We start from the raw sequence: 25,250 nt of genomic DNA on the forward strand, positions 1-25,250 counted from the left end.
AGATTCGGGATGTCGAAGTGACCCGGCCAGGCCCGACGTCTCCACCGATGACGCTCAGCGGGAGCGTCCCGCCGTACTGGAGATGTTCACATGGTGACCGAGACGAAGCGCTGGCTCGCGCTGGCGCTGCTGTGTCTGACCGGATTCATGATCATCCTGGACGCGTCGATCGTGCTGGTCGCCGTGCCGTCGATCGAGCGTGAGCTGACCTTCTCGAGCGGCGGTGTGCAGTGGGTGCCGAGCGGCTACGCGCTGATGTTCGGCGGACTGCTGTTGCTCGGTGGGCGCATCTCCGACCTGCTGGGCAGGCGGCGGGTGTTCATGACCGGTCTGGTGCTGTTCGGTGCGTGCTCGCTGCTGTGTGGGTTCGCCTGGAGCGGTGACGCGCTGGTCCTCGCGCGTGGTCTGCAGGGCGCTGCGGCCGCCGTACTGGCGCCGAGTGCGTTGTCGATCGTGATGACGACGTTCCCGTCCGGGGCGGACCGCAACAAGGCGCTGGGGATCTGGGGCGCCACCAGCGGCGTCGGCGGTACGGCGGGATCCCTGATCGGAGGGCCCGTGACGGATGGACTCGGCTGGGCTTGGATCTTCTTCATCAACGTGCCGGTGTGCGTGCTGGTCCTTGTACTGGCTCCCGTCCTGCTGATGGACAGCCGCGGACCGGGCCGGCGTGGGTTCGACGTGGCCGGCGCGGCCAGTGTGACCGCCGCACTCATCGTCCTCGTGTACGCCGTCATCGAGGCACCGGAGTCGTCCGTCGGGCGCACCGTCGCGCTGATCGTGTTGTCCGCGCTGCTGTTCGGTCTTTTCGTGCTGGTGGAGAAGCGGTCGGCCGCACCGCTGGTACCGCTGCGGATCTTCCGCTCGCGCAGTCTGGTCGGTGGCAACCTGATCACGGTCGCCTGGGGCCTGGCGGCGTTCGGGCTGAACTACATCTACACGCAGTACGCCCAGTTGGCCTTGGGCGTTTCCGCGATCCGCTACGGCCTGATGTCCGCCGTACTCGCGGCTGCCGCTGTGGTCGCGTCGATGGTCGGACAGCACCTGGTCACTCGCGTCGGACCCCGCCGGGTCGGGTTCGTCTCACTGCTGATCGCAGGTGTCGGTACGACGCTGATGTGCATGCTCACCGTGGACTCCGGCTACTTCGAGCTGGCCTTCTGGGGTCTGACGATCTTCGGCGCCGGTCTGGGTGCCGGAACGGTTGCCAGCGCCATCGCCTCCCTCAGCGACGTCGCTGGTGAGGACTCTGGGGTCGCGTCAGGTCTGCAGAGCGCCAGCTTCCAGATCGGCGGTGCGGTGGGCGTCGCCGTACTGTCCGCCGTCGCCACTGCGGCCACGACCGGGACCACACCGATCGCTCTGACTCATGGCTACCGGATCGCCTTCCTGGTCGTCTGGAGCTTCATCGTCGTCGGCCTCGCCGGCTGCGGTCTGCTGGTCAGCCGCAAGCAGTCGACGCAAGAGCAACTGGAGCCGGCAATCTCCTGACATCAAACACTTGTTGGAGGTTTGGGGCCCTCAGAGTGGGCACCGGATGCGGGTGGCCGCCACTTCCGCCCGGCGGTCCTGAGAAGGAGGCTTCATGCTCATCCTCGGTTTGATCCTGTTGATTCTCGGGTTCCTGCTGAGTATCCCGATCCTGTGGACGATCGGCATCGTCCTGCTCATCGTCGGGGCCGTGCTGTTCCTGCTCGGATCCACCGGCCGCGCCGTCGGCGGACGACGTCATTGGTACTGATCCGGCGCTAGCCGCAGAACCCCGCGAACCACTCCGGTTCGCGGGGTTCTGTCCGTCCGCGTCGCTACGGTGATCCCATGAAATACGTCGTGATGATCTTCCGGAGCACCGACCGCACCTGGACCGACGAGGACCAGCGTGGGCTCGGCAGGCTGATCAAGCTCGAGAGCGAGCTCGCGGCCAGCGGCGAGCTGGTCAGTTCAGAGGGTCTGCAGCCGCCGGAGGAGGGCCGGATCGTGCAGATCCGCGACGGTGTCCAGGTGGTCACCGACGGACCGTTCGGCGAGACCAAGGAACAGCTCGCCGGGTACTTCATGGTCGACGTCGCCGACGACGCCCAGGCCGAGGCGATCGCGGCCCGGGTCTCCGCCGCGGTCGGCGACCGGGTCGAGCTGCGCGGCACCCTGATCTCAGCCTGAGGTGCCGTGCCACGGGAAGTCGGGTGAGCGCTTCTCGGTGAAGGCCGCGATGCCCTCCGCGAGCTCGCCGCTGGCGATCGTCTCCCGGTACCGCCGCAGCGCCTGAGCGTCCGCATCAGTGCCGGCCAGCAGAGCGTTGACCGTCTCCTTGGCCGAACGGACGGTCAGCTGCGAGCGCGACACCATCGTGGCGGCGAACGCCCCGGCCGCCGCCAGCGGATCGTCGGCGACGCGATCCACCAAACCCTTCAGCTCGGCCTCGACGGCGCTGAGCAGTTCGCCACTGAACAGCAGGTACTTCGTCGTCGCGGGACCAACCAGGTCGAGCAGCACCTTGATCGCGTCCGGCGGATAGACGACCCCGATCCGGGCCGGCGTCACCCCGAACGTCGCGTCCCGTGCCGCGAACCGGAAGTCGCAGTTCACCGCGAGCTCCAGCCCGCCGCCGATGCAGTGACCTCGCACCACGGCGATCGTCGGCTTCGGGAACTCCCGCAAGGCCGCCTGTGCCCGCAGGTTGAACGCCCGCAGTTCGGCCATCGGGTCGGCCGGATCGGTCCCGGAGATCAGCTCTCCGATGTCGGCCCCGGCGGAGAAGCTCGGCCCGGCGCCGGTGACGAGCAGCACCTTCACCTCGTCGTCGGCGGCCAGCTCTGCGAGCAGACCGGGCAGGACCTCCCACATCGCGCGCGTCAACGCGTTCCGCTTCGCGACGCGGTCGATCACCAGCCGGGCCACCGCCCCGCCTTCGACCCGGAACCCGAGCTCATCCACCCCCGCAGTCAACCGCAAACCCGCTCCAACCGCCGCGCGCTGGATCACATGACGTACCGCCAGGCCCTCACAATCGTGGGCGCGGCCATTGCCTGAGCGGGGCGTCCGCGTGACCGGAGCGATTGTGATGGGCTGGCGGTCCGCTAGCGCGATGCGCGGCGCTTCGCCCGCGCCATCCGGAACAGGTAGGCCGGGGTCGGCGGGACCCAGCCGAGCTGCTTCGCCTGGCCGAGGTCGTCGCGGTTGGCCCAGTGCTCGACGACCATGCCGTCCTCCAGCCGGAACCAGTGCGACTGCGTGATCGCGAAGGTCTTCCCGGTCGGCGGGAAGACCGTGTCCACCCCACCCGCCGGTGTGTACACCGCGAACGGCGCGACATGCCGCCCGCTCATCGTCGAGTTGATCGCCACCAAGTTGCCATCGGCAATTACATGGTGGATCTCGTAGGCCAGCCCTTCGAACGCGGTCCGCAACCAGAGTGCGGTCGCGGAGTACCCGGTGGGTCCCCCGACCCGGCACGCCGGCGGCTCGACGTCGTCCTCGCGGTTGACCGCGTCCGAATGGACCAGCGCGTCGAAGTCGGCCCGGTCACCGTCGGCCATGATGCGGATGGCACGGACGGCGAGCTCACTCGCCGACACGCCTGCTGTGGTACTCATCGCTGCCCCCAATAATTCGATACAGTGGGACTGTACTCAAAAGCATGGGATCGGGAATGACCGAAGTCAAGAGGCCGTACGACGCGACCGGACGGCGCGAGCGTGCCCGGCATCGCCGCCGTGACGTCGTGATCGCGGCGCGCGATCTCTTCGAGACGGACGGCTTCCAGGCGACCACGATCAGTGCGGTGGCGAAGCGGGCCGGCGTCTCGGCCGAGAGCATCTACAAAGGGTTCGGCACCAAAGCTGTGCTGGCCAAGGCCGTCTTCGACTTCGTCATCGCCGGCGACGACGAGCCGGTGCCGATGGCCGAGCGCCCCGAGTCCCACGCCATCCAGGCCGAGCCCGACGTACGCCGGAAGATCGCGTTGTACGTCGACGGCCTGGTCGTCCGGCAGCAGCGGTCGGCCCGCGTGCAGATCGTGATCCGGGACGGCCGGCTCAGCGACGAGACCCTGCGCGTGACCTGGCAGACGCTGATGGACGAGCGGCTGACCGGGATGACGATGCTCGGCCGCCATCTGCTCGAGACGGGCGATCTGCGCGACGGGATCACCCTCGAGGAGGTCGCCGATGTGCTGTGGACGTACATCTCGGTCGAGTTGTACGAACTCCTGGTTCTGGTCCGCGGATGGTCACCGGAGCGGTACGCCGGGTTACTCAAGAGCGCTGTTATCGACGCCTTGTGTGGACCAAGCGTTTGATCTCGGCACGATCACCTCCGGATAGCGGGCAGATCACGCTCGGCGCCCGGTGGCGGATGTTCGTAATGCGTTAAAACTGGGGGTCGATTGCGAACCCCGCTGGGATCTGTGCTTGACTCCTCCGGTCGATAACGTTTTGGTCTCGGCAGATTGGGTTCTAGAAGTGTCTGCAGGACGGCATAGACAGGCGCGGCACCGCCAACCGCGCCCGAAGGTGATCCGGCCCGGCATCGTGAAGGTGGCGATTCCCGGCGCAGCAGTGGCCCTGGTGGCTACCGGTTCGGCGGCCGCACTCCCTGGTCAGCAAGTCCACCTGAACACCTCGATCGCCAGCTCGTCCCTGCAGCTGGCGCGCGACGCGGCCACCAGCCGGGACGCTCTCCGTCCCCCGCTGGACGTCACGCCGTCCACTCCGGCTCCCAAGCCGAAGGCGGCCCCGACGGCGAAGCACCTGAAGAAGCAGGCGCCGATCCCCAAGCCGTCGCCGACGAAGACCCGCACGGCCGAGCCGCCGAAGGTGATCGGCTCGAAGTACACCACCACCGACGTGAACCTCTGGTCGCTCCCGCTGACCGGCGTCCTGCTGGACGTGCTGCCGAAGGGCACCAAAGTCTCCGTCTCCGGCAAGGTCGACGGCATCTGGGCCGAGGTCGTCAGTGACGGCAAGTCCCGCTGGGTGAAGGCGCAGTACCTGTCCGCCACGAAGCCGGTGGCGAGCACGGTGGGTGCCATCTCCCAGGCCGCCTGCAAGTCCGGTTCGGCGGTCGAGGACGGGCTGACCCAGGACGCGATCCGCGTCCACCGCGCGATCTGCGCCAAGTTCCCGGACATCACGTCGTACGGCGGTGTGCGGTCCGGCGACAGCGGTTCGGAGCACTCGAGCGGCCACGCGCTGGACATCATGGTCAGCGGGTCGGAGGGCCAGGAGGTCGCCGACTGGCTGCACGCCAACTACAAGAAGCTCGGCGTCAGCCAGCTGATCTGGCAGCAGCACATCTGGACGGTCCAGCGCAGCAGCGAAGGCTGGCGCGCGATGGAGGACCGCGGTAGCACCACCGCGAATCACTACGACCACGTGCACGTGAGCGTGTACGGCAACTCGGGCACAGTCTGAGCCGAGCGGTCTCGAGCGAACCGGTCCCCAGCCCTCCCGGGGACCGGTTCGCTGTGTTCAGGGGCGGATGTTCGCGTTCAGGTGGAAGAAGTTCGCCGGGTCGTAGGCCCGCTTGACCTCGCGCAGCCGGCGCAGGTCGTCCGGTGCGTACGCCGTGTCCGCGCGGCCGGGGTCGCCGAGGAAGTTCACGAAGGTGCGGCCCGAGTTCGGCACCAGGTCAGCCGGGACCTCGCGGTCGATGATCAGCGAGTACGACGCTCCGCGGTGTCCGATCGGTCCGGCGCCGGGACCCGGGTGAGCCATCGCGCCACCCCAGTGCCGGATCTCGACGGTCGGTGCTTCCTCGTCCTCGAAGCCGGTGACCGCGTCGATCACGTCGTCGGTCAGGGTGTCCAGGAAGTCGAGGTGCCGGGCCGGCGTACCGCCCATCGCGGCCTCGCCGTACTCGACGGTGCGTAGCTCGCCGGCCAGTCGCGGTCCGGCGACCTCGAACAGCGGCTTCAGCAGGTGGTCGGCCAGTTCGGCCTCACCGGCGTACAGGACCTTGATCGCGACGGCGCGCTGCTCGGTGCCGGGTACGCGGGTCAGGACGACCGCGGTGCTCAGTTCGTTGGGGATCGTGGCGGTCCAGTCGCGGTACCGGCGCAGGACGGCGGCCGCGCGGTCGATGCCGTAGTACACGATGCCGGCGTGGACCTGGCGGACCGGGTACAGCCGGAACTCCAGCGAGGTGACGATGCCGAAGTTGCCGGTTCCGCCGCGGATCGCCCAGAACAGGTCGGGGTGGTGCTCGGCGGTCGCGGTGACGAACCGCCCGTCCGCGGTGACGATCTCGGCGCGGATCACGCTGTCGGCCGCGAAGCCGTACTTGCGCGCCAGCCAACCGACCCCGCCGCCCAGCGTGTAGCCGGTGACGCCGACGTCGCGGTGCGATCCGGACAGCGGCGCGAGCCCGAACTGACCGGCGGCGTCCAGCACCGCACCCCAGCGCGCACCCGGCGCGACCTTGGCGGCCCGGCGTTCGGGGTCGACGAGGACCGTCGTCATCTGCGTCGTCTTCAGGAGGATCCCGCCGTCGGCCGGTACCCGCGTCCCGTGGCCGGTGGCCTGCACCGCGATCGGTACGCCGTACTCGCGCGCCGTCCGCACCGCCGCCTGCACGTCGGTCCGGCTGTAGGCCTCGGCGACCACCAGTGGCCGCGAGTCCACCGTCGGGACCACAGACTTCCGCTGTACGTCGTACTCCGCCTCACCCGGCAGCCGGATGGCGCCGTTGAACCCGGCCCCCAGCAGACCTGCCACCACATCACTCGCAACCGGCACCAGCGCCTGTGTCGACATCCGAACCACTCCCTCGCCATATCCGCTTCTACAGACACGTCGAAGGACCGGTCCCGTTATCGACACCCCCGGCAAACTTGTCTCGATGACACACACAGTCGAGGCCGACGACTCGGTCCTCACCAAGCACTACACGTCCTGGTCCCGCGACGAACCGGCGCGCGAATGGGCCGCTCTCACCTTGCTGTCGCGCCAGGCGCCCGACCTCGTACCGGCTCCGCTGGCGCGCGCGTCCGACCCGCGGCCGTGGGTCTCGATGTCGGTTCTCCCAGGGGAACCGCTGAGCGGTGTGCTCACTGTTGGGCAACTCGAAGGGCTGGGCGAGGCACTCGAGGCGCTGTGGTCGATCGATCCTGACGGCCTCCCACCGGTCGGCGTCCCGGCAGTGATCGACCGGACGTCGCGTTCGCTCGCCGTACTGCGCGAAGGCCGCGGCGTGATCGCGGACGCGGCCTCGGCGGCCGCCGACTGGCTCGGGGCCGTGGTGGAGGTGCTGACCGCGGTCCAGGATCCGGTCGTCGGCCACGGCGATCCGAACCTGGCGAACTACCTCTGGGACGGGACCCGGATCCGGATCGTCGACTTCGAGGACGCCGGGCGCGGCGACCTCACGCTCGAGCTCGCCAATCTCGTCGAGCATCTGGCCGGCCGTGACACCGACTGGAGCACGGTGGTGTCACGCTTCCCCGTCGATCCGGAGCGCTTCCGTGCCGCCCGCTCGCTGTGGGCCGCGTTCTGGCTGACGCTCATCGGACCCGGCGGGCCGAGCGCCGCCCGGAATCCTCCCGGTACGGCGGAGGCCCAGGCGGAGCGCGTGTTGTCGCTGGTCAGGCCGACAGCTTGAGCTGCTGCGTGCGGTCGAGGTCGGCGAGGATGTTGATCTCGGTGATCTTGCCGTTCACGACTGTGATGTCCATGACGCCCATCACGCGGCCGTTCAGGACCGTGACCGTCCCCGGCATGCCGTTGATCAATGCGTGCTCGGTGTGCGGCGCCATCCTGCTGAACAGCAGCGCCTGCTCGACCACCGCGCGTGCACCGCGGACCAGCTTCGACACCGCCGGTCCGGCGTACTCCGCCGACGCCGCGCCCGCGTCGGCCCGCAGTACGACGTCCGGGTCGAGCAGCTCGAGCAGGGCCTCGAAGTCGCCGCCACGGGACGCGGCGAGGAACGCGTCGACGATCTCCCGCTGACGCCCCGGATCGCCGTCGCCCGCCGGCGCGCCCTGGACCCGGCGCCGGGCCCGGCTGGCGAGCTGCCGCGTGGCGGCCGGCGACTTGTCCACGATCTGCGCGATCTCGTCGAAGCTCACCCCGAACATGTCGTGCAGTACGAAGGCCAGCCGCTCCGCCGGCGCCAGCGTCTCCAGGACGACGAGTAGCGCCAGACCGACCGCATCCGCCTGGACCGCCTGGTCCTCCGGGCTCGGACCGTTGTCCTGCCGGATCGAGATCGGGTCCGGCACGAACGTGTCCAGCGAGTCCTCCCGCCGCGACTTGCGGCTGCGGAGCATGTCCAGGCAGACCCGCGACACCACTGTGGTCAGCCAACCGGCCAGATTGCCCACTTCGCTCACGTCCGACCGGTTCAGCCGCAGCCACGCTTCCTGCACGGCGTCATCGGCCTCCGTGAGCGAACCGAGCATCCGGTACGCGACAGCTCGCAGCTGTCCCCGGTGCTGCTCGAACTGCCGCGCCAGCTGGTCGGTGTCGTACACAGGGCCTCCCTCATCCCGGTCCACCTCATCTGACGGATCGGGCCACCATGATGTGACAAGACGGTCCGAGAACCCATCATGGGGGCATGCCCACGACCCGTGGTGATCTGGTCTTCGAGGACCGCTTCGACGGTGCCGCACTGGACGAGTCGGTGTGGTCGCCGCACTACCTGCCGCACTGGAGCTCCCGCGCGGCGTCAGCAGCGTCGTACACCCTGGGTGACTCCTGTCTGACCCTCAGCATCCCGGCGGACCACGGACTGTGGTGTTCCGGGGACCACAAGCCGGATCTGCGCGTGTCCGGGATCCAGTCCGGCAACTACTCCGGTCCGGTGGGGAGCACCGTCGGGCAGCAGCCGTACCGCGAAGGGCTGGTCGTCCGCGAGGAGCAGCCGCCGTTCTGGGGCTGGACACCCAACGGCGGGTACGTCGAGCTCCGGGCGCGGGCCGACATCAGTGCGCGCTCGATGGTGTCGCTGTGGATGGTCGGGCTGGAGGACAGTCCGGATCGCTGCGGCGAGATCTGCGTGATGGAGGTGTTCGGCGATGCGGTCGTCCCCGGCGAGTCCACCGCGGTCGGGATGGGCCTGAAGACCATCCGCGACCCGTCGGTGCCGCAGGACTTCGAGGCGGTCCCGCTCCCGATCGACCTACGCGACTTCCATACGTACGCCGTCGAGTGGACCGCCGGCCAGGCCGACTTCTCCGTGGACGGCGCCCCGATCCGCACCTGCGCGGGCGCTCCGTCGTACCCGCTGCAGCTCATGCTCGCCGTCTTCGACTTCCCCGACCGCAGCGTCGGCGACGACGACGCCCTGGTCCCCACCTTCACCGTCGACCACATCCGCGGCTGGAACGTTGCACAGGAGCTGGTCGCTTGACTATCGTCACTGGCATGTTCCTGCGCGTGGGTATGTGGTGGGCCGTCGACTAGACGGCTGCTTCCGCGCGTAACCGACCGGCCGTCTCCTGCGAGGCGGCCGTTGTCATGTCCTCGTGGGCGGCCCAGCACCCTGAGGATTGCCGATGGCAACAACACTCCGGACCTGGTCCGGACTCATCTCCGCCCTCCTGGCCGGCTCCGACCTGACCGCGGCGGACACCGGCTGGGCGATGGACCAGTTGGTGCTGGGCGATGCGTCTCCCGCGCAGATCTCCGGCTTCCTGATCGCGCTGCGGGCCAAGGGCGAGACCGCCGGCGAGATCGCCGGGCTGGCCACGGTACTGCGCTCGCACGCCACGCCGGTGCGGATCGTCGGACCGTTCGTGGACATTGTCGGGACCGGCGGCGACCGGACCGGGGTGGTCAACGTCTCCACGATGGCCGCTGTGGTCGCAGCGTCGACCGGAGTGACCGTGGTCAAGCACGGTGGGCGGGCCGCGTCCTCGTCGGCGGGCGGCTCGGCTGACCTCGTCGAGCATCTGGGCGTTCCGCTCGACCTGTCCGCGGTCGACGCGGCTCGGGTGGCGGCAGAGGCCGGACTGACCTATCTGTTCGCGCCTCGCTTCAATCCGGCCTTGCGGCATGTGGCAGTGGTACGACGTGAGCTCGCAGTGCCGACGGCGTTCAACGTGCTGGCACCGCTGCTGAACCCGGCAGACCCGCAGCACGCGCTGGTCGGAGTGGCAAACCCGCAGATGCTGCCGGTGATCGCTCAGGCCCTCGCACAGCAAGGGAAAACGGCTCTGGTCGCTCGCGGCGACGACGGGCTCGACAAGCTGACCACCACGGGCTACTCCCGTGTGTGGGTCGTGTCCGGTGGGACGGCGTCGGAGGTGGTGTTCGATCCGCGGTCGCTCGGGTTGAGACCGTCGTCGTTGGCTGAGCTGCGCGGCGGAGACGCTGCCTTCAACGCCCGGGTACTGCGGGGTCTCGTCGACGGTGAGTCCGGTCCGGTGCGGGACGTCGTACTCCTGAATGCTGCTGCCGCTCTGGTCACCCTGGAGCTGGGGACCGGTCTGCTGCTGGAGCAATTGGCTGACTGTTTGGAGCGGTGTCGCGAGGCCGTGGACAGTGGGAAGACCGCTGACACCTTGGAGCGCTGGACGCTAGCGTGCAGGTAATGCATGAGCTCTTGGATGCGGCGCGTGCCGGTGATCAGGACGCCTTCGGACAGTTGGTGGGGCCGTGGCGTGGGGAGCTGCATGCGCACTGCTACCGGATGCTCGGATCCGATGCCGACGCGGAGGATGCCGTCCAGGAGACCCTGCTCCGGGCGTGGAACGGTCTGAGCGGGTACGACGACCGCGGATCGATCCGGCCGTGGCTCTACAAGATCGCCACGAACCGCTGTCTCACGCTGATCGAACGGCGTGGGCGCCGGGAGCTTCCGGTCGGTCTCGACGGCCGGAGCGAGGTCCTCTGGTTGGAGCCTTATCCGCAGAGCCGGCTGGAGTGGACTGCCTCGCTGAGTCCGGAGGCGCGAGTGCTGGCGCTGGAGTCGGTGGAGCTGGCGTTTGTGGCATCGCTGCAGCACCTGTCGGCGCTCCAACGGGCAGTGCTGCTGTTGCGCGACGTCCTGGCCTTCGCTGCTCGCGAAGTGGCCGAGTTGCTGGAGACGTCGGTTGCCGCGGTCAACAGTGCGCTGCAACGGGCTCGGGCGGTGGTGCGGGCAGTGCCCAGCCAGCAGTCGGCGTTGCCTGAGGCGGCCGAGCGTGAGCTGGTACGCCGGTACGTGGCCGCGTGGGAAGCGGGTGACGTCCACACGATCGTGGCGATGCTGGCGGAGGACGCGAAGTACTCGATGCCGCCGCTGCCGGAGTGGTTCTTCGGCCGGGCCGCGATCCGCTCCTTCCTGGTCGAAGGTCCGCTGCGGGAGGAGTGGCGGTTCCTGCCGGCGCGGGCGAACGGGCAGCTCGCGTTCGGGACGTACGTGTGGGACGGGTCGCGCTTCGTGCCTGGCGGGCTCGACGTACTGGTGCTGCAGGGGCCGGAGATCGTCGAGGTCATCTCGTTCCTCGAGGCGGATTTCCCGTCGTTCGGGCTGCCGTCGTCGCTGTCGCGATGAGTTTCCGTCGTTCGCCGGGTTGTAGGCGGTGACAGTTCCTTCGGAAGGACGGACGAGAGATGACTGACGAGCAGGAGATCCGCACGCTGATCGAGAACTGGGTCACCGCGGTCCACGCCGGCGAGCTGGACACGGTCCTGGCCGACCACGCTGAGGACATCGTGATGTACGACGTACCGCCGCCGTACGACGGGGTGCGCGGGATGGACGCGTATCGCGAGACCTGGCCCGGGTTCTTCGAGTGGCAAAAGGCCGGGGCGTCGTTCGCGCTGGAGTCGCTGGACGTGGCGGCGGGGTCGGATGTCGCGTTCGCCTTTGCGTTGCTTCGGTGCGGCACTGTGGCCGAGTTGGACGCTCAGCCTGAGCTACGACTCCGGCTGACGATCGGTCTGCGCAAGCTGGACGGCCGGTGGGTCGTGACGCACGAGCACCACTCGTTCCCGCATGACGACGTACCGCCCGCGGTCGCCTCCGACGAGATCCGCGGTGTGCTGGACGGGTGGTCTCTAGGCACAGCCGCCGGTGACTTGGAGGCGTTGATGGAGCCGGTCGCCGAGGACGTCGTGTCCTACGAGATCGACGGCAACTACACCGGGAAGGCAGCCGTCCGCTCAGTGTGCGCGGCTGGTCTCGACTCCAGCCCGAACCCGATCAGCTTTGTGGTGCCTGACTTCGGCTTGGCGGTGGGCGGCAACCTGGCTGTCGCCTGGTCGAACGATCACGTCACGGCCGACGGCGTCGAGACGACGTCCCGGGCGACCCGCGTGTTCCGGAGGACCGCCGACGGCTGGCGGATGGTCCACCAACACCTGTCCTATCCAGCTCGTGCCTAGGCTCGTGGCATGGAGCCTGCCGTGTCTCTCCGTCCGCTGGTCCTGTCCGATGTGGCGACGTACGCACTCTGGGGACAGGACCGGCGGTTCTGCGAGCACGCCGGCTGGACCGTCGAGCTCCGACTGCCCGACCACGAGGCCCACTGGCACAAGCTGGTCACCCGGCCACCTTCCGACCTCCTGCGCCTCGCGGCAGTCGCCGGCGAGGAGGTGGTCGGGTACGTCGACCTGCATGGCGAGGAGCCGCATCGGCGTGAACTGGGGTACGTCGTCGGCCCGTCCGCCCGGTGGGGCCAGGGCCTCGGCACCACCATCGCCCGGCTCGGCGTCGCGCACGGCTTCGACGCACTGGACCTCCAGGAGATCTGGGCCGAGGCCGTAGACGCGAACCGGCCGTCGATCCGCATCCTCACCGCCCTCGGCATGACCGAGACCGGTCGCGGCCACGAAGAGCCCTTCCTCGGCGCCCCGTCCTTCTACCGCCGGTTCGCCATGACCAGAACCTCGTGGGAACTCGCTAACGGCCGGCCACTCTGAGGATCGTTTCAGCCACGAGGGCAGGGTTCCGGAGGCTCGGGAGGTGGTCGACGCCGGGCATCCAGATGAACTCGGCGTCCTGGATCCGCGCCGCGGTCGCACCCGCAACCGCGGCCAGGATCGGTTGGTCCTTGTCACCCACCATCACCACGGTCGGGGCCAGCACCTCCTGCAACCTGTCATAGACGGGCGGGTCGGGCCGAAGGTACTTGTCTTGCGACAGCCAGCCCGGGACGGCCGCCCGCAGCTGAGCAACCGCCGCGTCGTCATCGCCGGCCGCGGCGCCGAGCCTCAACCCGAACCGCACGAGGCCTTCAATATCGTCGGCGGCGACGAGCGCGTCGTACTCCGCGTCCAGCTCGGGCTCGTCCGGCATCGGGAACCCGGGCACCCCCGGACAGAGCAGCACCAGCCCCTGCACCCGCCCGGGATCCGCTAGCGCTAGGCCCAGCGCCGTACCGCCGCCCATAGAGCACCCGACCAGTACCACCCGCTCGAGCTGCAGCTGATCCAGCACCACCACCAGATCCTCGAGCCGCGAGTACTCACTGGTCGGTGCGTCCGATCGCCCGTACCCGCGCACGTCGTACCGCACCACCCGATGCCGCGCGGTCAGCTCCGGCATCACCGGATCCCACACCCGCGAGTCACCGATCCCAGGATGCAGCAACACGACTGCCACCCCGTCCCCCGCCAAATGCTCCGCCCAAACCTCGCCGCCCTCGACCGGAATCCTCAGCTCCATACCCCCACCATGTCAGCCGCCGAGTCCGAACCGCGCCACGCAGTGCCACACCCGCTTCAGATCCTGCGCGTCGTACTGTCCCGCCGCGTCATCGATCACCCGTGGTGTCAGTACGCCGTCCACCGCGATCTGCGCGCCGAGCTCGACGTACTGCGGTCCGCGGTACTCCGGATGTCGTCTGAGCTCGTCGACGGTCAACCGGAAGCCGGAGTGCCACTCCACCGGGCACGCGAGCCGGTCGGCCGCCGACTCGACCGGGGTATCGCGGTAGCTCGGATCCAGCACCAGCGCCTCGACATCCCGGTCCAGCCGTACCGGTCCGTGCACGTGCGCCTCGATGTAGTCGTCCAGTACGTCGCAGTCGTCCGCCTCAGCCAGTGCGATGAGCCCCATCCGCTCCGCCACCCCGAAGTGCTCCGGCTCGAAGCAGCTGTCGGGATAGCAGAACGTCGACCGAGCAACCGCATCCGCCCTCAACCGCAAATGCGCTGACCCGAACCGCGGCGCACCCCCAACCGCCTTCCGCCGAAAGTTCAACGCGCCGTACACCGGCCGCTCGCACGCCGCAGCCTCGTCGTACACGCCACCAAACATCCGGCTCTCCCACCGCCACCGATCCCCACCCCGGTGCGCCGTCAACCCGCCATTACTCGTCCCGGTAACGAACTGCGACCCATAAACCCCATCCCCCGCCAGCCCTTCCACCACCCGAACCCCCGACTGAAAGTTCAACGTCACCCGCAGCCCCGGGTCGACTCCGCCGCCCACCGACAACCCGCCGACGTACTCCACCGCGCGCCGCGTCAGGTCCACGGCAGGTACGAGTGGAGGATCCCGGTGCGGTTGTGCCAGTGGCGGCCGGAGCGTAGGTGGGTCACGTAGGCGCGTTGGAGGGTGGTGTCTTGCGGCACTTGGGCCAGGGCTTCGTCGTTCAACCCGGGCCGCGGCTGAAATGCACGACTCGTGTGAGTCACCTCACAAGGAGTTCTTGCGGTAGGAGCCGGGCGTGATGCCGTACTCGCGTTTGAAGGCGGCGGCGAAGGCGTACTCGGTGGCGTACCCGACCCGAGCCGCGATCTGGGCGAGCAAGAGGTCGGTACTGCGTAGCAACTGGCCGGCCACGGTCATGCGCCACCAGGTGAGGTAGGTGACGGGTGACTGGCCGACTAGGTGCGTGAAGCGTTTGGCGAACGCCGCACGCGACAGTCCGACCAGATCCGCGAGATCGGCGACCGTCCACGACCTGTCGGGTTGGTCGTGCATCGTACTGAGGGCCTTGCCCACGAAGACGTCCTCGAGAGCGGTGCTCCAGGCAGCATCCGGATGTTCCTCATGCCAGCTGCGCAGTATCTGGATGAACAGGAGGTCGAGCAGGGACGAGACAGCCGCGTCACTCCCCGGTCGACGAGCCGACAACTCATCGGCGAGGAGAGAAACGGTGGCACCGAGATCACCCTGGCGTCCGAGACGTGCCGGCAGATGCAGTACGTCGGGAAGCCGGCCGAGCAAGGGATGACGTCGCCCCTGGTCGAAGAAGTAGACGCCGCACAGCATGACCGACCGCGGGCCCGGCGACCGCGGCCCGTCCGGGCCGATGACCACAACGCCGTCGTCGTACTGCCCCGATGAATCGTCGACCAACTGCCTGACCTCCCGCGCCGGATCGTCGGCGAGGACGTGGTCGGAGCCGGCCGGCAGCAGGAGTACGTCGCCCACCGCAAGCGAGGTGATCTCGCCTCCCGGGCTGACGAGGTACACGGATCCTTCGAGGATCAGGTGGAGGCCGGCGCCCGGGACAGCTGAGTACCGCCGGGCCCAGGGCGGATGGCACTCGACGACGAAGGATCTCGGTCGGCCCATCCGTGTCGCCGAGACGAGCTGGCTCAACACGTCCATGTTCGACAGCGTACGCGCAGACGCTCGCGTATTTTTCGGAGCTGCTCACGCATGGAGAGTGTTCAGCCCGGCGACTAGCGTCGATCGCGTTGGCAATCCGGTGAAAGGCAGACAAGTGACGAAGATTGCAGTCATCCTCGGCAGCACGCGCCCCGGCCGCCTCGGCGAAGGCGTCGCCGCCTGGGTGTACGAGCAGGCGCGGCAGCATGGCGGGGCCGAGTTCGAGTTGGTCGATCTCAAGGCGGTCGAGCTGCCCCTGCTCGACGAGCCCGGGGTGCCCATGATGGGGCGCGGACAGCAACCACATACCGCGCGCTGGGCCGAGATCGTCGAACGCTTCGACGGTTTCGTGTTCGTCACCGCGGAGTACAACCACGGAATCCCGGCCGCCCTCAAGAACGCCCTGGACTTCCTGTACGCCGAGTGGAACCACAAGGCAGCCGGCTTCGTGAGCTACGGAGCGGACGGAGGCGCGAGGGCGGTCGAACAGCTCCGCCAGGTGATGGCACAGCTGCGGATCGCGGACGTCGGTCCCCAGGTGACTCTGAACCTGGCCACGGATTTCGTCGCCTACAGCGAGTTCAAGCCGCAGGGCCACCAGGAAGCAAACCTGAAGGGCGTCCTCGACGAGGTCATCACCTGGTCGGAAGCCCTCCGCGAGGTCCGCACCGCAGCCTGAGCCGTCATTCGCCGTGTTCCAGGCAGAACTCGTTCCCTTCGGGGTCCGCCATCATGACCCAGCCGCCGGGGGATGCGGTCCGGCGGTCGTCGACGACGGTGGCGCCGATGGACTGCAGTCTGGCGAGCTCCTCGTCCTGCGGGCCTCCCTGGGGTAGGAGGTCGAGATGGACCCGGTTCTTGACCGTCTTGGGCTCGGGGACCTGGACAAAGACGAGGCGAATGGCGGGTTCGTTGTCCGAGGCAACCACCCAGAACGGGTTGCCCGGCATGTCGACGTACGTCGCGGGCCAGCGAGTGACGCCGCTCCAGAACTGGGCTTGAGCGGCGGAGTCACCGCAGTCAAAGGTGACGTTCAAGATCGTGCTGTGCAATTTGCTTCCTCAATTCAGAGAGATTCAGGTGGTGAGGATTGTGAGTCGTTGGGTTGCTCGGGTCATTGCGACGTACCGGTCGACGGCTCCCTCGATTCCCTCGCCGTAGGTTTCCGGGTCGACGAGGATGACCAGATCGAATTCGAGGCCCTTCGCGAGAACCGGTGTCAGCGAACGGATCCGTGCGTCGACCGGCACCCCGGCAGGCGTCGTACCATCCGCGGTGATCACGCACGCGACACCGTCGGGCTGGCCGGCGAGCCAGCTCTCCAGGATCCCCCCGAGGTCAGCGATTGGACCATGGACGACGGGGTGATCGCCGTGGCGGATGGACGTCGGCACGTTCGCGTCCGGCAGCGCCGCCCGGATCACGGGCTCGGCTTCGGCCATGACCTGATCCGGAGTCCGGTAATTGACGGTCAAGGTCGCCAGCTTGAGCTGATCGAGCCCGACCCGCTCGAGCCGCTCCTGCCAGGACTCGGTGAACCCGTGCCGGGCCTGCGCCCGATCCCCGACGATCGTGAAGCTGCGTGACGGGCAGCGCAGCAACAACATCTGCCACTCCGCATCGGTCAGCTCCTGCGCCTCGTCCACCACGACATGCGCGAACGGCCCGGCCAGCAGGTCCGGGTCGGCGGTCGCCAGCCCGGCCTCGTCGACGAGCGCTTCCACGAAGTCCTCGCCACGGAGCATCGACACCAGTCCGCCGCCGTACGCTTCGTCGCCGGCCTCGATCAGATTGTCGACAACACCGGCCATCCGCTCCCGCTCAGCAGCGGCCGCAGCCTGTCGCCGACGCCGACGCCGGGATGCCTCCGGATCACCGAGCCGCTGCCGCGCGGCATCCAGCAGCGGCAGGTCGGACACCGTCCAGGCCTGTACGTCGGACCGCTGCAGCAGCCTGACCTCCTCGGGCGAGAGCCACGGCGCACACCTGCGCAGGTACGCCGGCACCGACCACAGATCTCCGACCAGGTCGTACGGATCGATCAACGGCCACGCCTTGTCGAACGTCGTCCGCAGGTCCTCGTTCTGCTCCAGCGATCGGCGCAGAAGCTCCTCGGAGACGTCGTCGTCCTCGTACTCCTCCTCGTGCTTGTCGATCAGGATCGTGAGCAGTTCGTCCCAGACCTCGTCACGCGCCAGGTTGTGCGGCGTACCGGGATCCGCGGCTCCGAACGCCTCAGCCCAGTTCGCCGTACTCAGATGGATCTCGGACCAGTGCGTCACGACTGTCATCGGCTTGGTCGGCGCCTCCTCGTACAGGCCGACGGCCGGCTCGATCGCCTTCACCATGCCGGCGGACGACTTCAGCCTGGCCACCTCCGGATCGGCCTCGGCAGGCACCGAAGCACCCTCGGGAACCAGGTCCCGCAGCGTGCAGGTCTGGACCCCGTCCTCGCCCAGACTCGGCAGCACATCGCCGACGTACGCCAGGTACGGCTGGTGCGGACCGACGAAGAGTACGCCGCCGCGCCGCTGGTCCAGCCGCGGATCCGAGTAGAGCAGGTACGCCGAGCGGTGCAGCGCGACGACCGTCTTCCCGGTGCCCGGACCGCCGTCGACAATCAGCGCACCCCGGGAGCCGGCCCGGATGATCGCGTCCTGGTCGGCCTGGATCGTGCCCAGAACGTCGCGCATCCGGGGCGACCGGCTGCTGCCCAGACTGGCGACGAACGCGGACTGGTCGTCGAGGGCGGCTGCGTGCCGGGCGAACTCGTCGGCGGTGAACACCTCGTCCCAGTAGTCGGTGATCCGGCCGCGGGTCCAGCGGTACCGGCGACGGCTGAGCAGGCCCATCGGGTTGCCGTGCGTCGCTCCGAAGAACGGCTCAGCCGCTGGGGAACGCCAGTCGATCAGCAGCCGGCGGCCGTCGCTGTCGGTCAGGCCGAGCCGGCCGATGTACACCGACTGCTCGGGGTCGTCCGCGCTGACGATGTGACCGAGGCACAGGTCCAGCCCGAACCGCCGCAGGGTGCGCAGCCGGCTGGTCAGCCGGTGCACCTCGAGGTCGCGGTCCATCGCGCCCTGACCGATGCCGCCGGCCTCCTTCCGGGTCTCGTCGAGACGGGCGGACAGTTCGGCGATCGACCGCTCCAGCGACTCCGCGATGGCCGCGAAGTGCTTGTCGTCACCGGCGATCAGCGCCGGTTCGGCTTTGGCAATGAGGTTCTCGGGAAGGTCGAACGCAGTGGTGGACAGGGTTTCTTCACCTCGAAGGTCCGAAGGATTTATGGCCACGGCCGACGATTGTGAAGCATGAACCGGGGCTTGCGGCAAGCCCCGGTCTGCGTTATAGATTATTAATGGAAGGGAGCACCTGCTCACCTTCCTTTTTTCTGCCCTCAGACAGCCTGATCACGCAGCCGGCACCGGCAGTCGGACCGCCCTCAAGGCGTGAGGATTGCGACGGGACTGCCGCGGAAGTGGTGGCGGTGGTCGCCCGGGGTGGTGTCGAGGCGCCGGCGGAACGCGCGGTTCATCGTCTCGGGGGTGCCGAAACCGCAGGTCTTGGCGATCTGTTCGATGGTTCTGTTGGTGGTCTCCAGGAGCCGGCATGCGGACTCGAGCCGGACGGCTTCGACGTAGTCCGCCGCGGTGGAGCCGACCTCGGCCTTGAAGACGCGGGTGAATTGTCGCTCGGAGAGGTTGATCTGCCGGGCAAGGGCCGCCACGGACAGGTCGCCGGTGAGATGGTCGCGCAACCAGGAGAGCAGGTCGCGAACCGGCTCGGTGTCAGCTGCTTGTCCGGCCAGCAGCGCGGAGAACTGCGCCTGACCGCCAGAGCGCTGCAAGTAGACGACCAGCTGACGCGCGACGGTGGCAGCGGCCTGGTGTCCGTGGTCGTCGGCGACGAGAGCGAGCGTGAGGTCGATGCCGGCGGTGACGCCTGCGGAGGTCCACACGTTGCCGTCGTGGACGAAGATGGCGTCGGGGTCGACTGTGATCTCGGCGTACGCGTGGTCAAGGAGTCCGCACTCGGCCCAGTGGGTGGTTGCACGTCGCCCGTTCAGCAGGCCGGCGGCCGCGAGTACGAACGCCCCGGAGCAGACCGAGGTGACGCGGCGTGCATCAAGGGCGAGCCGTTGGATCTGGGCGAGCAGCTCGGCGTCCCTGACGGCCGCGTCCATGTCGGCGCCACCGGCAACCATCAACGTGTCGACGGGCCCGCTGACTTCAGTGATTGCGGAGGACGCGAACTCCAGCCCGCAGCTGGCGTGCACCGGGCCACCCCGGGTGGTCACGATCTTGGTGCGGTACCGCGCTGCAGGCAGGAACCGGGAGGCGCTGGAAAAGACCTCGAGGGGACCGGTGACATCGAGGATCTGGGCCGAGTCGAAGGTCACGATGACCACATCCCTCTCGGCGGGCAGCTCGAGAGTCGGCTCTGTCATCGGGCTTCCATGCAGTTGACAGTACGCCGCGGATGCGGTGGCCGACATCGTCAACAAGGTGTCCTTGTGGGTGGCGCGCCCCGGACACACGCTGAGGTATGCCCCAAACCCAGAACCTGCTCCCCGATACGCGCACTCCCGTCTCGTCCAACCCGCGGCCCCCGCCCGGTCGCGGCGGCCGACGCATCCTGGAGGTGGTACGGCAGCTGCTGGTCCGCGATTCGGCTTCGTTTGCTCGCGGCTGGGCGGGGAAAGTGCTGGTCGCGGCGGTCCTGATCGGTATCCCCGCCACCATGGTGCTGATCTCGCTGACCGGCGGCCGGTACGGGCGGTACGCCGAGGACAGCTGGAAAGCACTGCTCATGCTCGTCGTCCTGGTCGCGACCTACCTCGTCTCGCGCCGCCTTCTCATCACCGTGCTCATAGGTGCGCTGACCGTCACGGTCGTGTCCTGGGTGTTGTCCCCGAACCTGGCGGACGCCCGCAACGGCGACGCCACAGTGCTGGCGCACCTGAACCACCAGGCTGGCATGGGCATGCTCGACGGCTACCACGCCGTCGCGGTCGCCGAGGTCGACCTGAACGCGGCCCAGCCGGTGCAGCTGGCTGGAATCGGCGCCGACGAGACCACCTTGATGGAGGTCGGGTCGATGACCAAGGCGATGACAGGGCTGGTCATCGCAGACGCCGTACAGCGCGGCGAGATTCGCATGGACGCGGCGGTCTCCACCTATCTTCCCCAGCTGGCGGGCTCACCCGCCGGCACCGCCACGATGCACGAGCTCGTCACCCACACCTCCGGGTACGACGAATTCGGCACCGCGACCCTGCGCCGCGCCGCCTGGAAAGCGCCGCTCGGCCGCAACTTCCTGACCGCCGACAGCGGGCAGCTGACCAAGGAAGCCACGAACCAGACCCTGAGCGGACGCGGCGACTACGCGTACTCCACCTTGGGGTCGGCGATCGCCGGCCAAGCCGTTGCCGCCGCAGCCCACATGAGCTACGCCAACCTGATGCGTACCCGTCTGTTCGAGCCGCTGGGAATGACCCGCACTGCCATCGAGACCGGCCACGCTCTCGTCACCGGTGGACGATCGCCGACCGGTCTCCCGGTCCAGCCATGGGTCATGAGCGCCTACGCGCCCGGTGCTGCCGCAGTCTCCACCGCCGGCGACCTCGCCAAACTCGCGGCCGCGCTCCTCGACGGAACGGCGCCCGGCATGGCCGCCCTGGAGCCGACAACCGCCACTGACCAGTCGAACAGCCGTATCGGCAACTTCTGGCAGATCTCCACCTGGCAGACCGGTCAGACCATCACCTCGCACGGCGGGCAGACCGGCGGCTACGCCTCGTACCTCGGCCTCGACCGCGACCGCCGCAAGGCCGTCATCGTCCTGTCCGACATCGCCAACGACGCCAGCGACCTAGGCACCCGACTCCTCGCCCACCCCAAATAGAACGCCGTAGGGGCGGTGGCGTTCAGGGGCGAGCGAAGGACCAGACGGGTAGGACCGTGCTCTCCGGTGCATTCAGTCCGAGTTCGATCAGCAGCGGTCGTAGGACTTCATCGACGTACGGCTGCCCTTCGGCCGGCGTCCGCCACACGTCGGCGATGACAAAGCCCTCGCCTTGCGGGTAGACGACGTGGGACATGAGTCCCGCCGGCGGACCACCTGCCCGCATCATGGACTCCCCCACGCGGACGTCGAGCTGGTCGAACTGCTCGTGGGTCGCGGGCGTCACGGTCAGCTGCAGAAGAACGGCCATGCGCGCATCCTCCCCTGCACAACACATCCGACGGAACAGCTCCTTGCACTGCCTGCTCTGACAACTAAGGGGTTTCAGCCGTTGATCTCAGGGGGTACGCCTGATGTGGCGTTGCGGCTCCCGGCCGCACGGTGAAGGAAGACGGCGAGCGTCGCCGTGAGGAGGAACCATGAAGCACATCTACTCCCTCGCCGCCCTTCCCGTTCTGGCCTGCGGATTCGTTCTGGCCGGCTCCGCCCAGGCTTCGGCGCGAGTGATCTACCCCGAGGAGCACTACTCCGGAAGTGTCGTTGTCGTTCACGAGCCGGGCCCGACGATCAGGGTCGACGACAACCTCGCTGAAGCCGTGCAAACAGGTGCAGGTGCCATCGGTGGGGCTGCACTCGCCGTGGCGACACTCTGGGCCTACCGGCGACGCCACCCGGCCGGAGCTCACTGATCCTGCAGCCGCCGCTCCGCCAGAGCGGCGGCTGCAGACAGGATGGTGCGCGGCGGGCAGACTGAGGGGATGGGCGTCGAGTCGCGGTCGCCTCGCATCGCCGGGCGGGTCGAGGAGTTGGCGATCCTCGGTGCGGTGATCCAGGGGGCGGCACAGAACGAACCCTCCGCGGCCTTTGTGCACGGCGAGGCGGGCGTGGGCAAGACACGGCTGGTTTCGACCGCGTGTTCCCTGGCGAGCGGCGTCACCGTGCTGTGGGGGCGCTGCGTGCGCTTCGGGGCAGTCGACTCACCTTATGTCCCGCTGTTCAGCGCTCTGCAGGTTTGGCTTGAGACAGCTGCACCCGCTCTGGTTGCGGAGGTCCTGGACGCCGTGCCGAGTGCCGGGGAGCTCCTGCTGTCTCTCGGCGGTGGCGCCGCGGAGAGCCCGGTGCGGCTGCTGACAATGCTGGATGGATTGGTGACGGCGATCGCGTCGCACCAGCCGACGGTGCTGGTGGTGGACGACGTCCAATGGGCAGACGTCGCCTCACGCGATGCCATGGCCTATCTCATCAACGGATTCCGTGACCAGCGGCTGGCCGTCATTACCACCTACCGCGACGAGGAGCTTGCCGTCGGAAATCCGATGCACAGTTGGCTTGCCGACCTGCGCCGGCTGCCGCTGGTCAGGGACGTCCGGTTGGAACGCCTGACCAGGGACGAGACCGAGCAGCAACTGACCCTGATCATGGGCGGCCGGCCCGAGCAGCGGCTGACAGATGCTGTGGTCCAGCACTCCGACGGGAACCCCTATCTCAGCGAACTCCTGGTCCAAGGTCTGCCTGCGAGTACGACGGAGCTGCCTGCCGAGCTGCCCGCCGAGCTCGCCGGAGCGCTGCTCGCGGCCTGGCACGGCCTCTCGGTGTCTGCGCGCGAAGTGGTCCGGATGCTGGCCGTCGCCGGGCGGCCGAGTGGCATCGACGACTTGACCCTGGTCGCCGCCGCGTTCGGGATCGGCCCCGAAGCACTCAGCGCCGCGCTCGTCGAGGCCACCGCACAGGGCATCGTCGTCGCACTCGACTCAACGACCTGCTGGTTCCGGCACCCCCTCCTCGCCGAGGTTCTGTACGCCACATTCGTTCCCGGCGAGGCGGCGCCGTACCACGCGGCATGGGCGAAGGTGCTGCAGGCCGGGACCCCTGCTGGAATCGACGAAGTGCGGTGGCAGGGCGATCTCGCCCTGCACTACGAGGGCGCGCACGACCTGCCCGCGTGCCTGGAAGCCTCGCTGCGCGCGGCCGACCTCGCGAACAGGATCAAGGCGATCCGGGAGGAGGCGGTCCACCTGCGTCGCGCCGCCAGGCTGTGGCCGGCCGTCCACCACGAGGACAACGATGCCGAGGCCGAGGTCGACCTGCTGGAGCGCGTCGCTCGGACGACGAGTCAGATCGGCGAGACCGACGCGAGTTACGCGGCGTGGTCTCATGCTCGCGATCTGGTCGACGAGGCGGCCGACCCATTGCGTGCAAGCCGTTTGCTCATCGAGTGGTCCGACAAAGCCTGGGAGACAGGCAACATCGCCGAGGAGCCGCTCGCCGCAGCGCACCAGGCCGTCGAGCTGAGCCGAGGATTCCCCGACAGTCCGGGGTACGCGATGGCCCTGGCCAACCTCGGCGACAGCGAAGCCTGGGTCGACGACCTCGAGTCGGCACAGCGGCACACCGACGAAGCCGTCCGGGCCGCACACCGCTCCGGCGCCGTCGAAGCCCTGGCGATCGCGTACGACGCCCGAGCCTTTGCGTACTCGCGCGAGCAGCAATCCGATCGGGACAGCGCAGAAGCGCTGCGGTACGCCCTACTGACAGGCGACCCGTCGCTCATCGGCAGCGGCAGCACCAGCAGGTCCAACTATCTGCTCTATCGCGGGCGCGACATCGAGAGTTGCCAGGTCGAGCTGACCGCGTTCCACCAGCTGCTCGAGGCCGGTGCAACGGGCGATGCCGTCCACCTCGGTGGGTCGGCCTCAAGATGGCTGATGGAGATGGCGGAACTGTCCGAGGCTTCCGTCGTACTCCGAGAATGCCTGTCCCTCACCGGCCCGCCCAACGGGGGCGCGAAGGTTCGTCTTGGCGCTGCCGTGCTCGCTGTTCGGCGAGGCGACGTGGAGCTGGCGCGGATCCATCTGAAGCGGGCGAAAGAGCTCATCCCGTCAGTCGAGGTTCGTCCCAGTCTGGAAGCACCGCCGATCTTGACGGAGTATCTGCTCGCGACCGGCCGACCCGCTGCCGCCCTCGACCTGCTCTCGCGCACGATGCTCCCCCACTCCGTCGATCCCCGGGTCAACGACCGGATGCTGATGTGGGGTGCGCGAGCCGCAGCCGACCTTGCGCAGCACGCCCGGGACCATCGCGATACCGCCGGGGAGAAAGCCGCTCAGGCCCGTCTCGACGACCTCGTCCAGCTGCGCGACACCATCGCCTATCCGCCGTTCGAGGTACTCGTGCCCGAAGACCCGATACAGCCTGCGATGAAGGCTCTCTACCTCGCCGAATCCGCGCGCTGTCGCGCCGAGGGCCCCACCGCTGACAGTTGGGCCGAAGCACTCGATCGCTGCACGGCCGCCGGGATGAAGTGGCAACAGATGGTCGCGACCTGGCGGTGGGCAACCGCCTTGCTTGACGAAGGAGACAGCCGCGCCGTCGCCGGACCGCTGCGGGCAGCACACCGCATCGCCACGGACGTTGGGGCGCTTCCGCTGCAGCAACGGCTGGAAGAGTCCGCCGCCGTCGCCGCCATCCGCCTGGATGAGCCGCAGCGATCGCTGCCGTCGGCGTCCCAACCGTCGCCATTCGACTCATTGACCAAGCGGGAGCAGGAGGTGCTGTCATACCTGGTCGTGGGTCGCACCTACCCCGAGATCGCAGCGGCTCTGTTCATCAGCGAGAAGACAGTCAGCACCCACGTCTCACACGTACTCCGGAAAACCGGAACCAGCTCCCGGCGCCAAGTAGCAGCGCTCGCCTTGCGGCTCAACCAAACTCTCCCCCGTTGAGCGTGGCCCCGCGTCAGTCCCTGCCACCTCGCCGAGCGCTCCTTCAGCGCGTCAAACCCCGCCGAGGGCTGGAAC

The 25,250-nt window shown here is 68.5% G+C and carries 27 protein-coding genes; 15 read left to right on the forward strand and 12 right to left on the reverse strand.

The window, feature by feature from the left end; all coding sequences use genetic code 11:
- Positions 1–90 precede the first annotated feature (90 nt).
- The 3 genes from AB0I34_RS01145 to AB0I34_RS01155 all read left to right on the forward strand — a co-directional run bounded on the left by AB0I34_RS01145 (position 91) and on the right by AB0I34_RS01155 (position 2,160).
- Complete coding sequence (locus AB0I34_RS01145) at positions 91–1,491, forward strand: MFS transporter (protein WP_360437345.1); 1,401 nt, start codon at positions 91–93, stop codon at positions 1,489–1,491.
- Positions 1,492–1,585: 94 nt separating this feature from the next.
- On the forward strand, positions 1,586–1,741 hold the full coding sequence (locus tag AB0I34_RS01150) for a DUF6131 family protein (protein ID WP_165555900.1): 156 nt from the start codon (positions 1,586–1,588) through the stop codon (positions 1,739–1,741).
- Positions 1,742–1,818: 77 nt separating this feature from the next.
- On the forward strand, positions 1,819–2,160 hold the full coding sequence (locus AB0I34_RS01155; protein ID WP_360437348.1) for a YciI family protein: 342 nt from the start codon (positions 1,819–1,821) through the stop codon (positions 2,158–2,160).
- On the opposite strand, the gene AB0I34_RS01160 is transcribed toward AB0I34_RS01155, so the two are convergent.
- Together AB0I34_RS01160 and AB0I34_RS01165 are read right to left on the reverse strand one after the other, a co-directional pair.
- On the reverse strand, positions 2,152–2,934 hold the full coding sequence (locus AB0I34_RS01160) for an enoyl-CoA hydratase/isomerase family protein (protein WP_360437351.1): 783 nt from the start codon (positions 2,932–2,934) through the stop codon (positions 2,152–2,154). The two genes, AB0I34_RS01155 and AB0I34_RS01160, sit on opposite strands and share 9 nt — an antisense overlap.
- Positions 2,935–3,077: 143 nt before the next feature.
- Complete coding sequence (locus tag AB0I34_RS01165; protein ID WP_360437354.1) at positions 3,078–3,593, reverse strand: ester cyclase; 516 nt, start codon at positions 3,591–3,593, stop codon at positions 3,078–3,080.
- Positions 3,594–3,649: 56 nt separating this feature from the next.
- On the opposite strand from AB0I34_RS01165, the gene AB0I34_RS01170 reads away from it, so the two are divergent.
- Both AB0I34_RS01170 and AB0I34_RS01175 read left to right on the forward strand, forming a co-directional pair.
- A complete protein-coding gene (locus AB0I34_RS01170) occupies positions 3,650–4,297 on the forward strand; it encodes a helix-turn-helix domain-containing protein (RefSeq protein WP_360437357.1) in 648 nt (215 codons plus the stop codon).
- A gap of 163 nt (positions 4,298–4,460) precedes the next feature.
- Positions 4,461–5,411 carry an SH3 domain-containing protein gene (locus tag AB0I34_RS01175; protein ID WP_360437360.1) on the forward strand — a complete coding sequence of 317 codons (951 nt, stop codon included), beginning with the start codon at positions 4,461–4,463 and terminating at the stop codon, positions 5,409–5,411.
- Positions 5,412–5,468: 57 nt separating this feature from the next.
- Here AB0I34_RS01175 and AB0I34_RS01180 read toward each other — a convergent pair whose 3' ends face one another.
- On the reverse strand, positions 5,469–6,752 hold the full coding sequence (locus AB0I34_RS01180; protein WP_360437363.1) for an FAD-binding protein: 1,284 nt from the start codon (positions 6,750–6,752) through the stop codon (positions 5,469–5,471).
- An 85-nt stretch (positions 6,753–6,837) separates the two neighbouring features.
- Here AB0I34_RS01180 and AB0I34_RS01185 point away from each other — a divergent pair, with 85 nt between their 5' ends.
- Positions 6,838–7,596: an aminoglycoside phosphotransferase family protein gene (locus tag AB0I34_RS01185; protein WP_360437366.1), complete on the forward strand. Its 759-nt coding sequence runs from the start codon at positions 6,838–6,840 to the stop codon at positions 7,594–7,596.
- Here the strand turns inward: AB0I34_RS01185 and AB0I34_RS01190 are convergent.
- Positions 7,580–8,470: a sigma-70 family RNA polymerase sigma factor gene (locus AB0I34_RS01190; RefSeq protein WP_360437369.1), complete on the reverse strand. Its 891-nt coding sequence runs from the start codon at positions 8,468–8,470 to the stop codon at positions 7,580–7,582. The two genes, AB0I34_RS01185 and AB0I34_RS01190, sit on opposite strands and share 17 nt — an antisense overlap.
- Positions 8,471–8,556: 86 nt before the next feature.
- Here AB0I34_RS01190 and AB0I34_RS01195 point away from each other — a divergent pair, with 86 nt between their 5' ends.
- From AB0I34_RS01195 to AB0I34_RS01215, 5 genes are all read left to right on the forward strand, one after another.
- Positions 8,557–9,351: a glycoside hydrolase family 16 protein gene (locus tag AB0I34_RS01195; RefSeq protein WP_360437372.1), complete on the forward strand. Its 795-nt coding sequence runs from the start codon at positions 8,557–8,559 to the stop codon at positions 9,349–9,351.
- 145 nt (positions 9,352–9,496) lie between these two features.
- Positions 9,497–10,534 (forward strand): anthranilate phosphoribosyltransferase, encoded by a 1,038-nt coding sequence (trpD, locus tag AB0I34_RS01200; protein WP_360437375.1) that lies wholly within the window; start codon positions 9,497–9,499, stop codon positions 10,532–10,534.
- Positions 10,534–11,478: a sigma-70 family RNA polymerase sigma factor gene (locus AB0I34_RS01205; protein ID WP_360437378.1), complete on the forward strand. Its 945-nt coding sequence runs from the start codon at positions 10,534–10,536 to the stop codon at positions 11,476–11,478. The genes trpD and AB0I34_RS01205 overlap by 1 nt, the downstream gene beginning before the upstream one ends.
- Before the next feature lie 59 nt (positions 11,479–11,537).
- On the forward strand, positions 11,538–12,311 hold the full coding sequence (locus tag AB0I34_RS01210) for a nuclear transport factor 2 family protein (RefSeq protein WP_360437381.1): 774 nt from the start codon (positions 11,538–11,540) through the stop codon (positions 12,309–12,311).
- Between the two features lie 9 nt (positions 12,312–12,320).
- A complete protein-coding gene (locus AB0I34_RS01215; RefSeq protein WP_360437384.1) occupies positions 12,321–12,848 on the forward strand; it encodes a GNAT family protein in 528 nt (175 codons plus the stop codon).
- Here AB0I34_RS01215 and AB0I34_RS01220 read toward each other — a convergent pair.
- The 4 genes from AB0I34_RS01220 to AB0I34_RS01235 are packed head-to-tail and all read right to left on the reverse strand — an operon-like array spanning position 12,829 to position 15,489.
- Positions 12,829–13,593, reverse strand: a complete 765-nt coding sequence (locus tag AB0I34_RS01220) for an alpha/beta hydrolase (protein WP_360437387.1) — start codon at positions 13,591–13,593, stop codon at positions 12,829–12,831. The two genes, AB0I34_RS01215 and AB0I34_RS01220, sit on opposite strands and share 20 nt — an antisense overlap.
- A gap of 12 nt (positions 13,594–13,605) precedes the next feature.
- Positions 13,606–14,406, reverse strand: a complete 801-nt coding sequence (locus AB0I34_RS01225) for a DUF3626 domain-containing protein (protein WP_360437390.1) — start codon at positions 14,404–14,406, stop codon at positions 13,606–13,608.
- Positions 14,397–14,567, reverse strand: a complete 171-nt coding sequence (locus AB0I34_RS01230; protein WP_360437393.1) for a hypothetical protein — start codon at positions 14,565–14,567, stop codon at positions 14,397–14,399. Before AB0I34_RS01230 ends, AB0I34_RS01225 begins: the two co-directional genes overlap by 10 nt.
- A 1-nt stretch (position 14,568) precedes the next feature.
- Positions 14,569–15,489: an AraC family transcriptional regulator gene (locus tag AB0I34_RS01235; protein WP_360437396.1), complete on the reverse strand. Its 921-nt coding sequence runs from the start codon at positions 15,487–15,489 to the stop codon at positions 14,569–14,571.
- 115 nt (positions 15,490–15,604) lie between these two features.
- On the opposite strand from AB0I34_RS01235, the gene AB0I34_RS01240 reads away from it, so the two are divergent.
- Positions 15,605–16,168 carry an NAD(P)H-dependent oxidoreductase gene (locus AB0I34_RS01240; RefSeq protein ID WP_360437399.1) on the forward strand — a complete coding sequence of 188 codons (564 nt, stop codon included), beginning with the start codon at positions 15,605–15,607 and terminating at the stop codon, positions 16,166–16,168.
- A gap of 4 nt (positions 16,169–16,172) precedes the next feature.
- On the opposite strand, the gene AB0I34_RS01245 is transcribed toward AB0I34_RS01240, so the two are convergent.
- From AB0I34_RS01245 to AB0I34_RS01255, 3 genes are all read right to left on the reverse strand, one after another.
- Entirely contained in the window at positions 16,173–16,526 is a 354-nt protein-coding gene (locus AB0I34_RS01245; protein ID WP_360437402.1) for a VOC family protein, read from the reverse strand.
- Between the two features lie 39 nt (positions 16,527–16,565).
- On the reverse strand, positions 16,566–18,782 hold the full coding sequence (gene helR, locus AB0I34_RS01250) for an RNA polymerase recycling motor ATPase HelR (protein ID WP_360437404.1): 2,217 nt from the start codon (positions 18,780–18,782) through the stop codon (positions 16,566–16,568).
- Positions 18,783–18,931: 149 nt separating this feature from the next.
- Positions 18,932–19,936, reverse strand: coding sequence for a GlxA family transcriptional regulator (locus AB0I34_RS01255; protein ID WP_360437407.1), 1,005 nt, complete (start codon positions 19,934–19,936; stop codon positions 18,932–18,934).
- 98 nt (positions 19,937–20,034) lie between these two features.
- Between AB0I34_RS01255 and AB0I34_RS01260 the strand changes: the two genes are divergently transcribed.
- Entirely contained in the window at positions 20,035–21,393 is a 1,359-nt protein-coding gene (locus tag AB0I34_RS01260) for a serine hydrolase domain-containing protein (RefSeq protein WP_360437409.1), read from the forward strand.
- A gap of 22 nt (positions 21,394–21,415) precedes the next feature.
- On the opposite strand, the gene AB0I34_RS01265 is transcribed toward AB0I34_RS01260, so the two are convergent.
- A complete protein-coding gene (locus AB0I34_RS01265; RefSeq protein WP_360437412.1) occupies positions 21,416–21,703 on the reverse strand; it encodes a hypothetical protein in 288 nt (95 codons plus the stop codon).
- Between the two features lie 169 nt (positions 21,704–21,872).
- On the opposite strand from AB0I34_RS01265, the gene AB0I34_RS01270 reads away from it, so the two are divergent.
- Positions 21,873–22,142: a hypothetical protein gene (locus AB0I34_RS01270; protein ID WP_360437414.1), complete on the forward strand. Its 270-nt coding sequence runs from the start codon at positions 21,873–21,875 to the stop codon at positions 22,140–22,142.
- Between the two features lie 69 nt (positions 22,143–22,211).
- Complete coding sequence (locus AB0I34_RS01275; RefSeq protein ID WP_360437417.1) at positions 22,212–25,175, forward strand: AAA family ATPase; 2,964 nt, start codon at positions 22,212–22,214, stop codon at positions 25,173–25,175.
- The last annotated feature ends 75 nt before the right edge of the window (positions 25,176–25,250 follow it).

This window comes from Kribbella sp. NPDC050281 (assembly GCF_040655855.1).
Taxonomy (GTDB): Bacteria; Actinomycetota; Actinomycetes; order Propionibacteriales; family Kribbellaceae; genus Kribbella.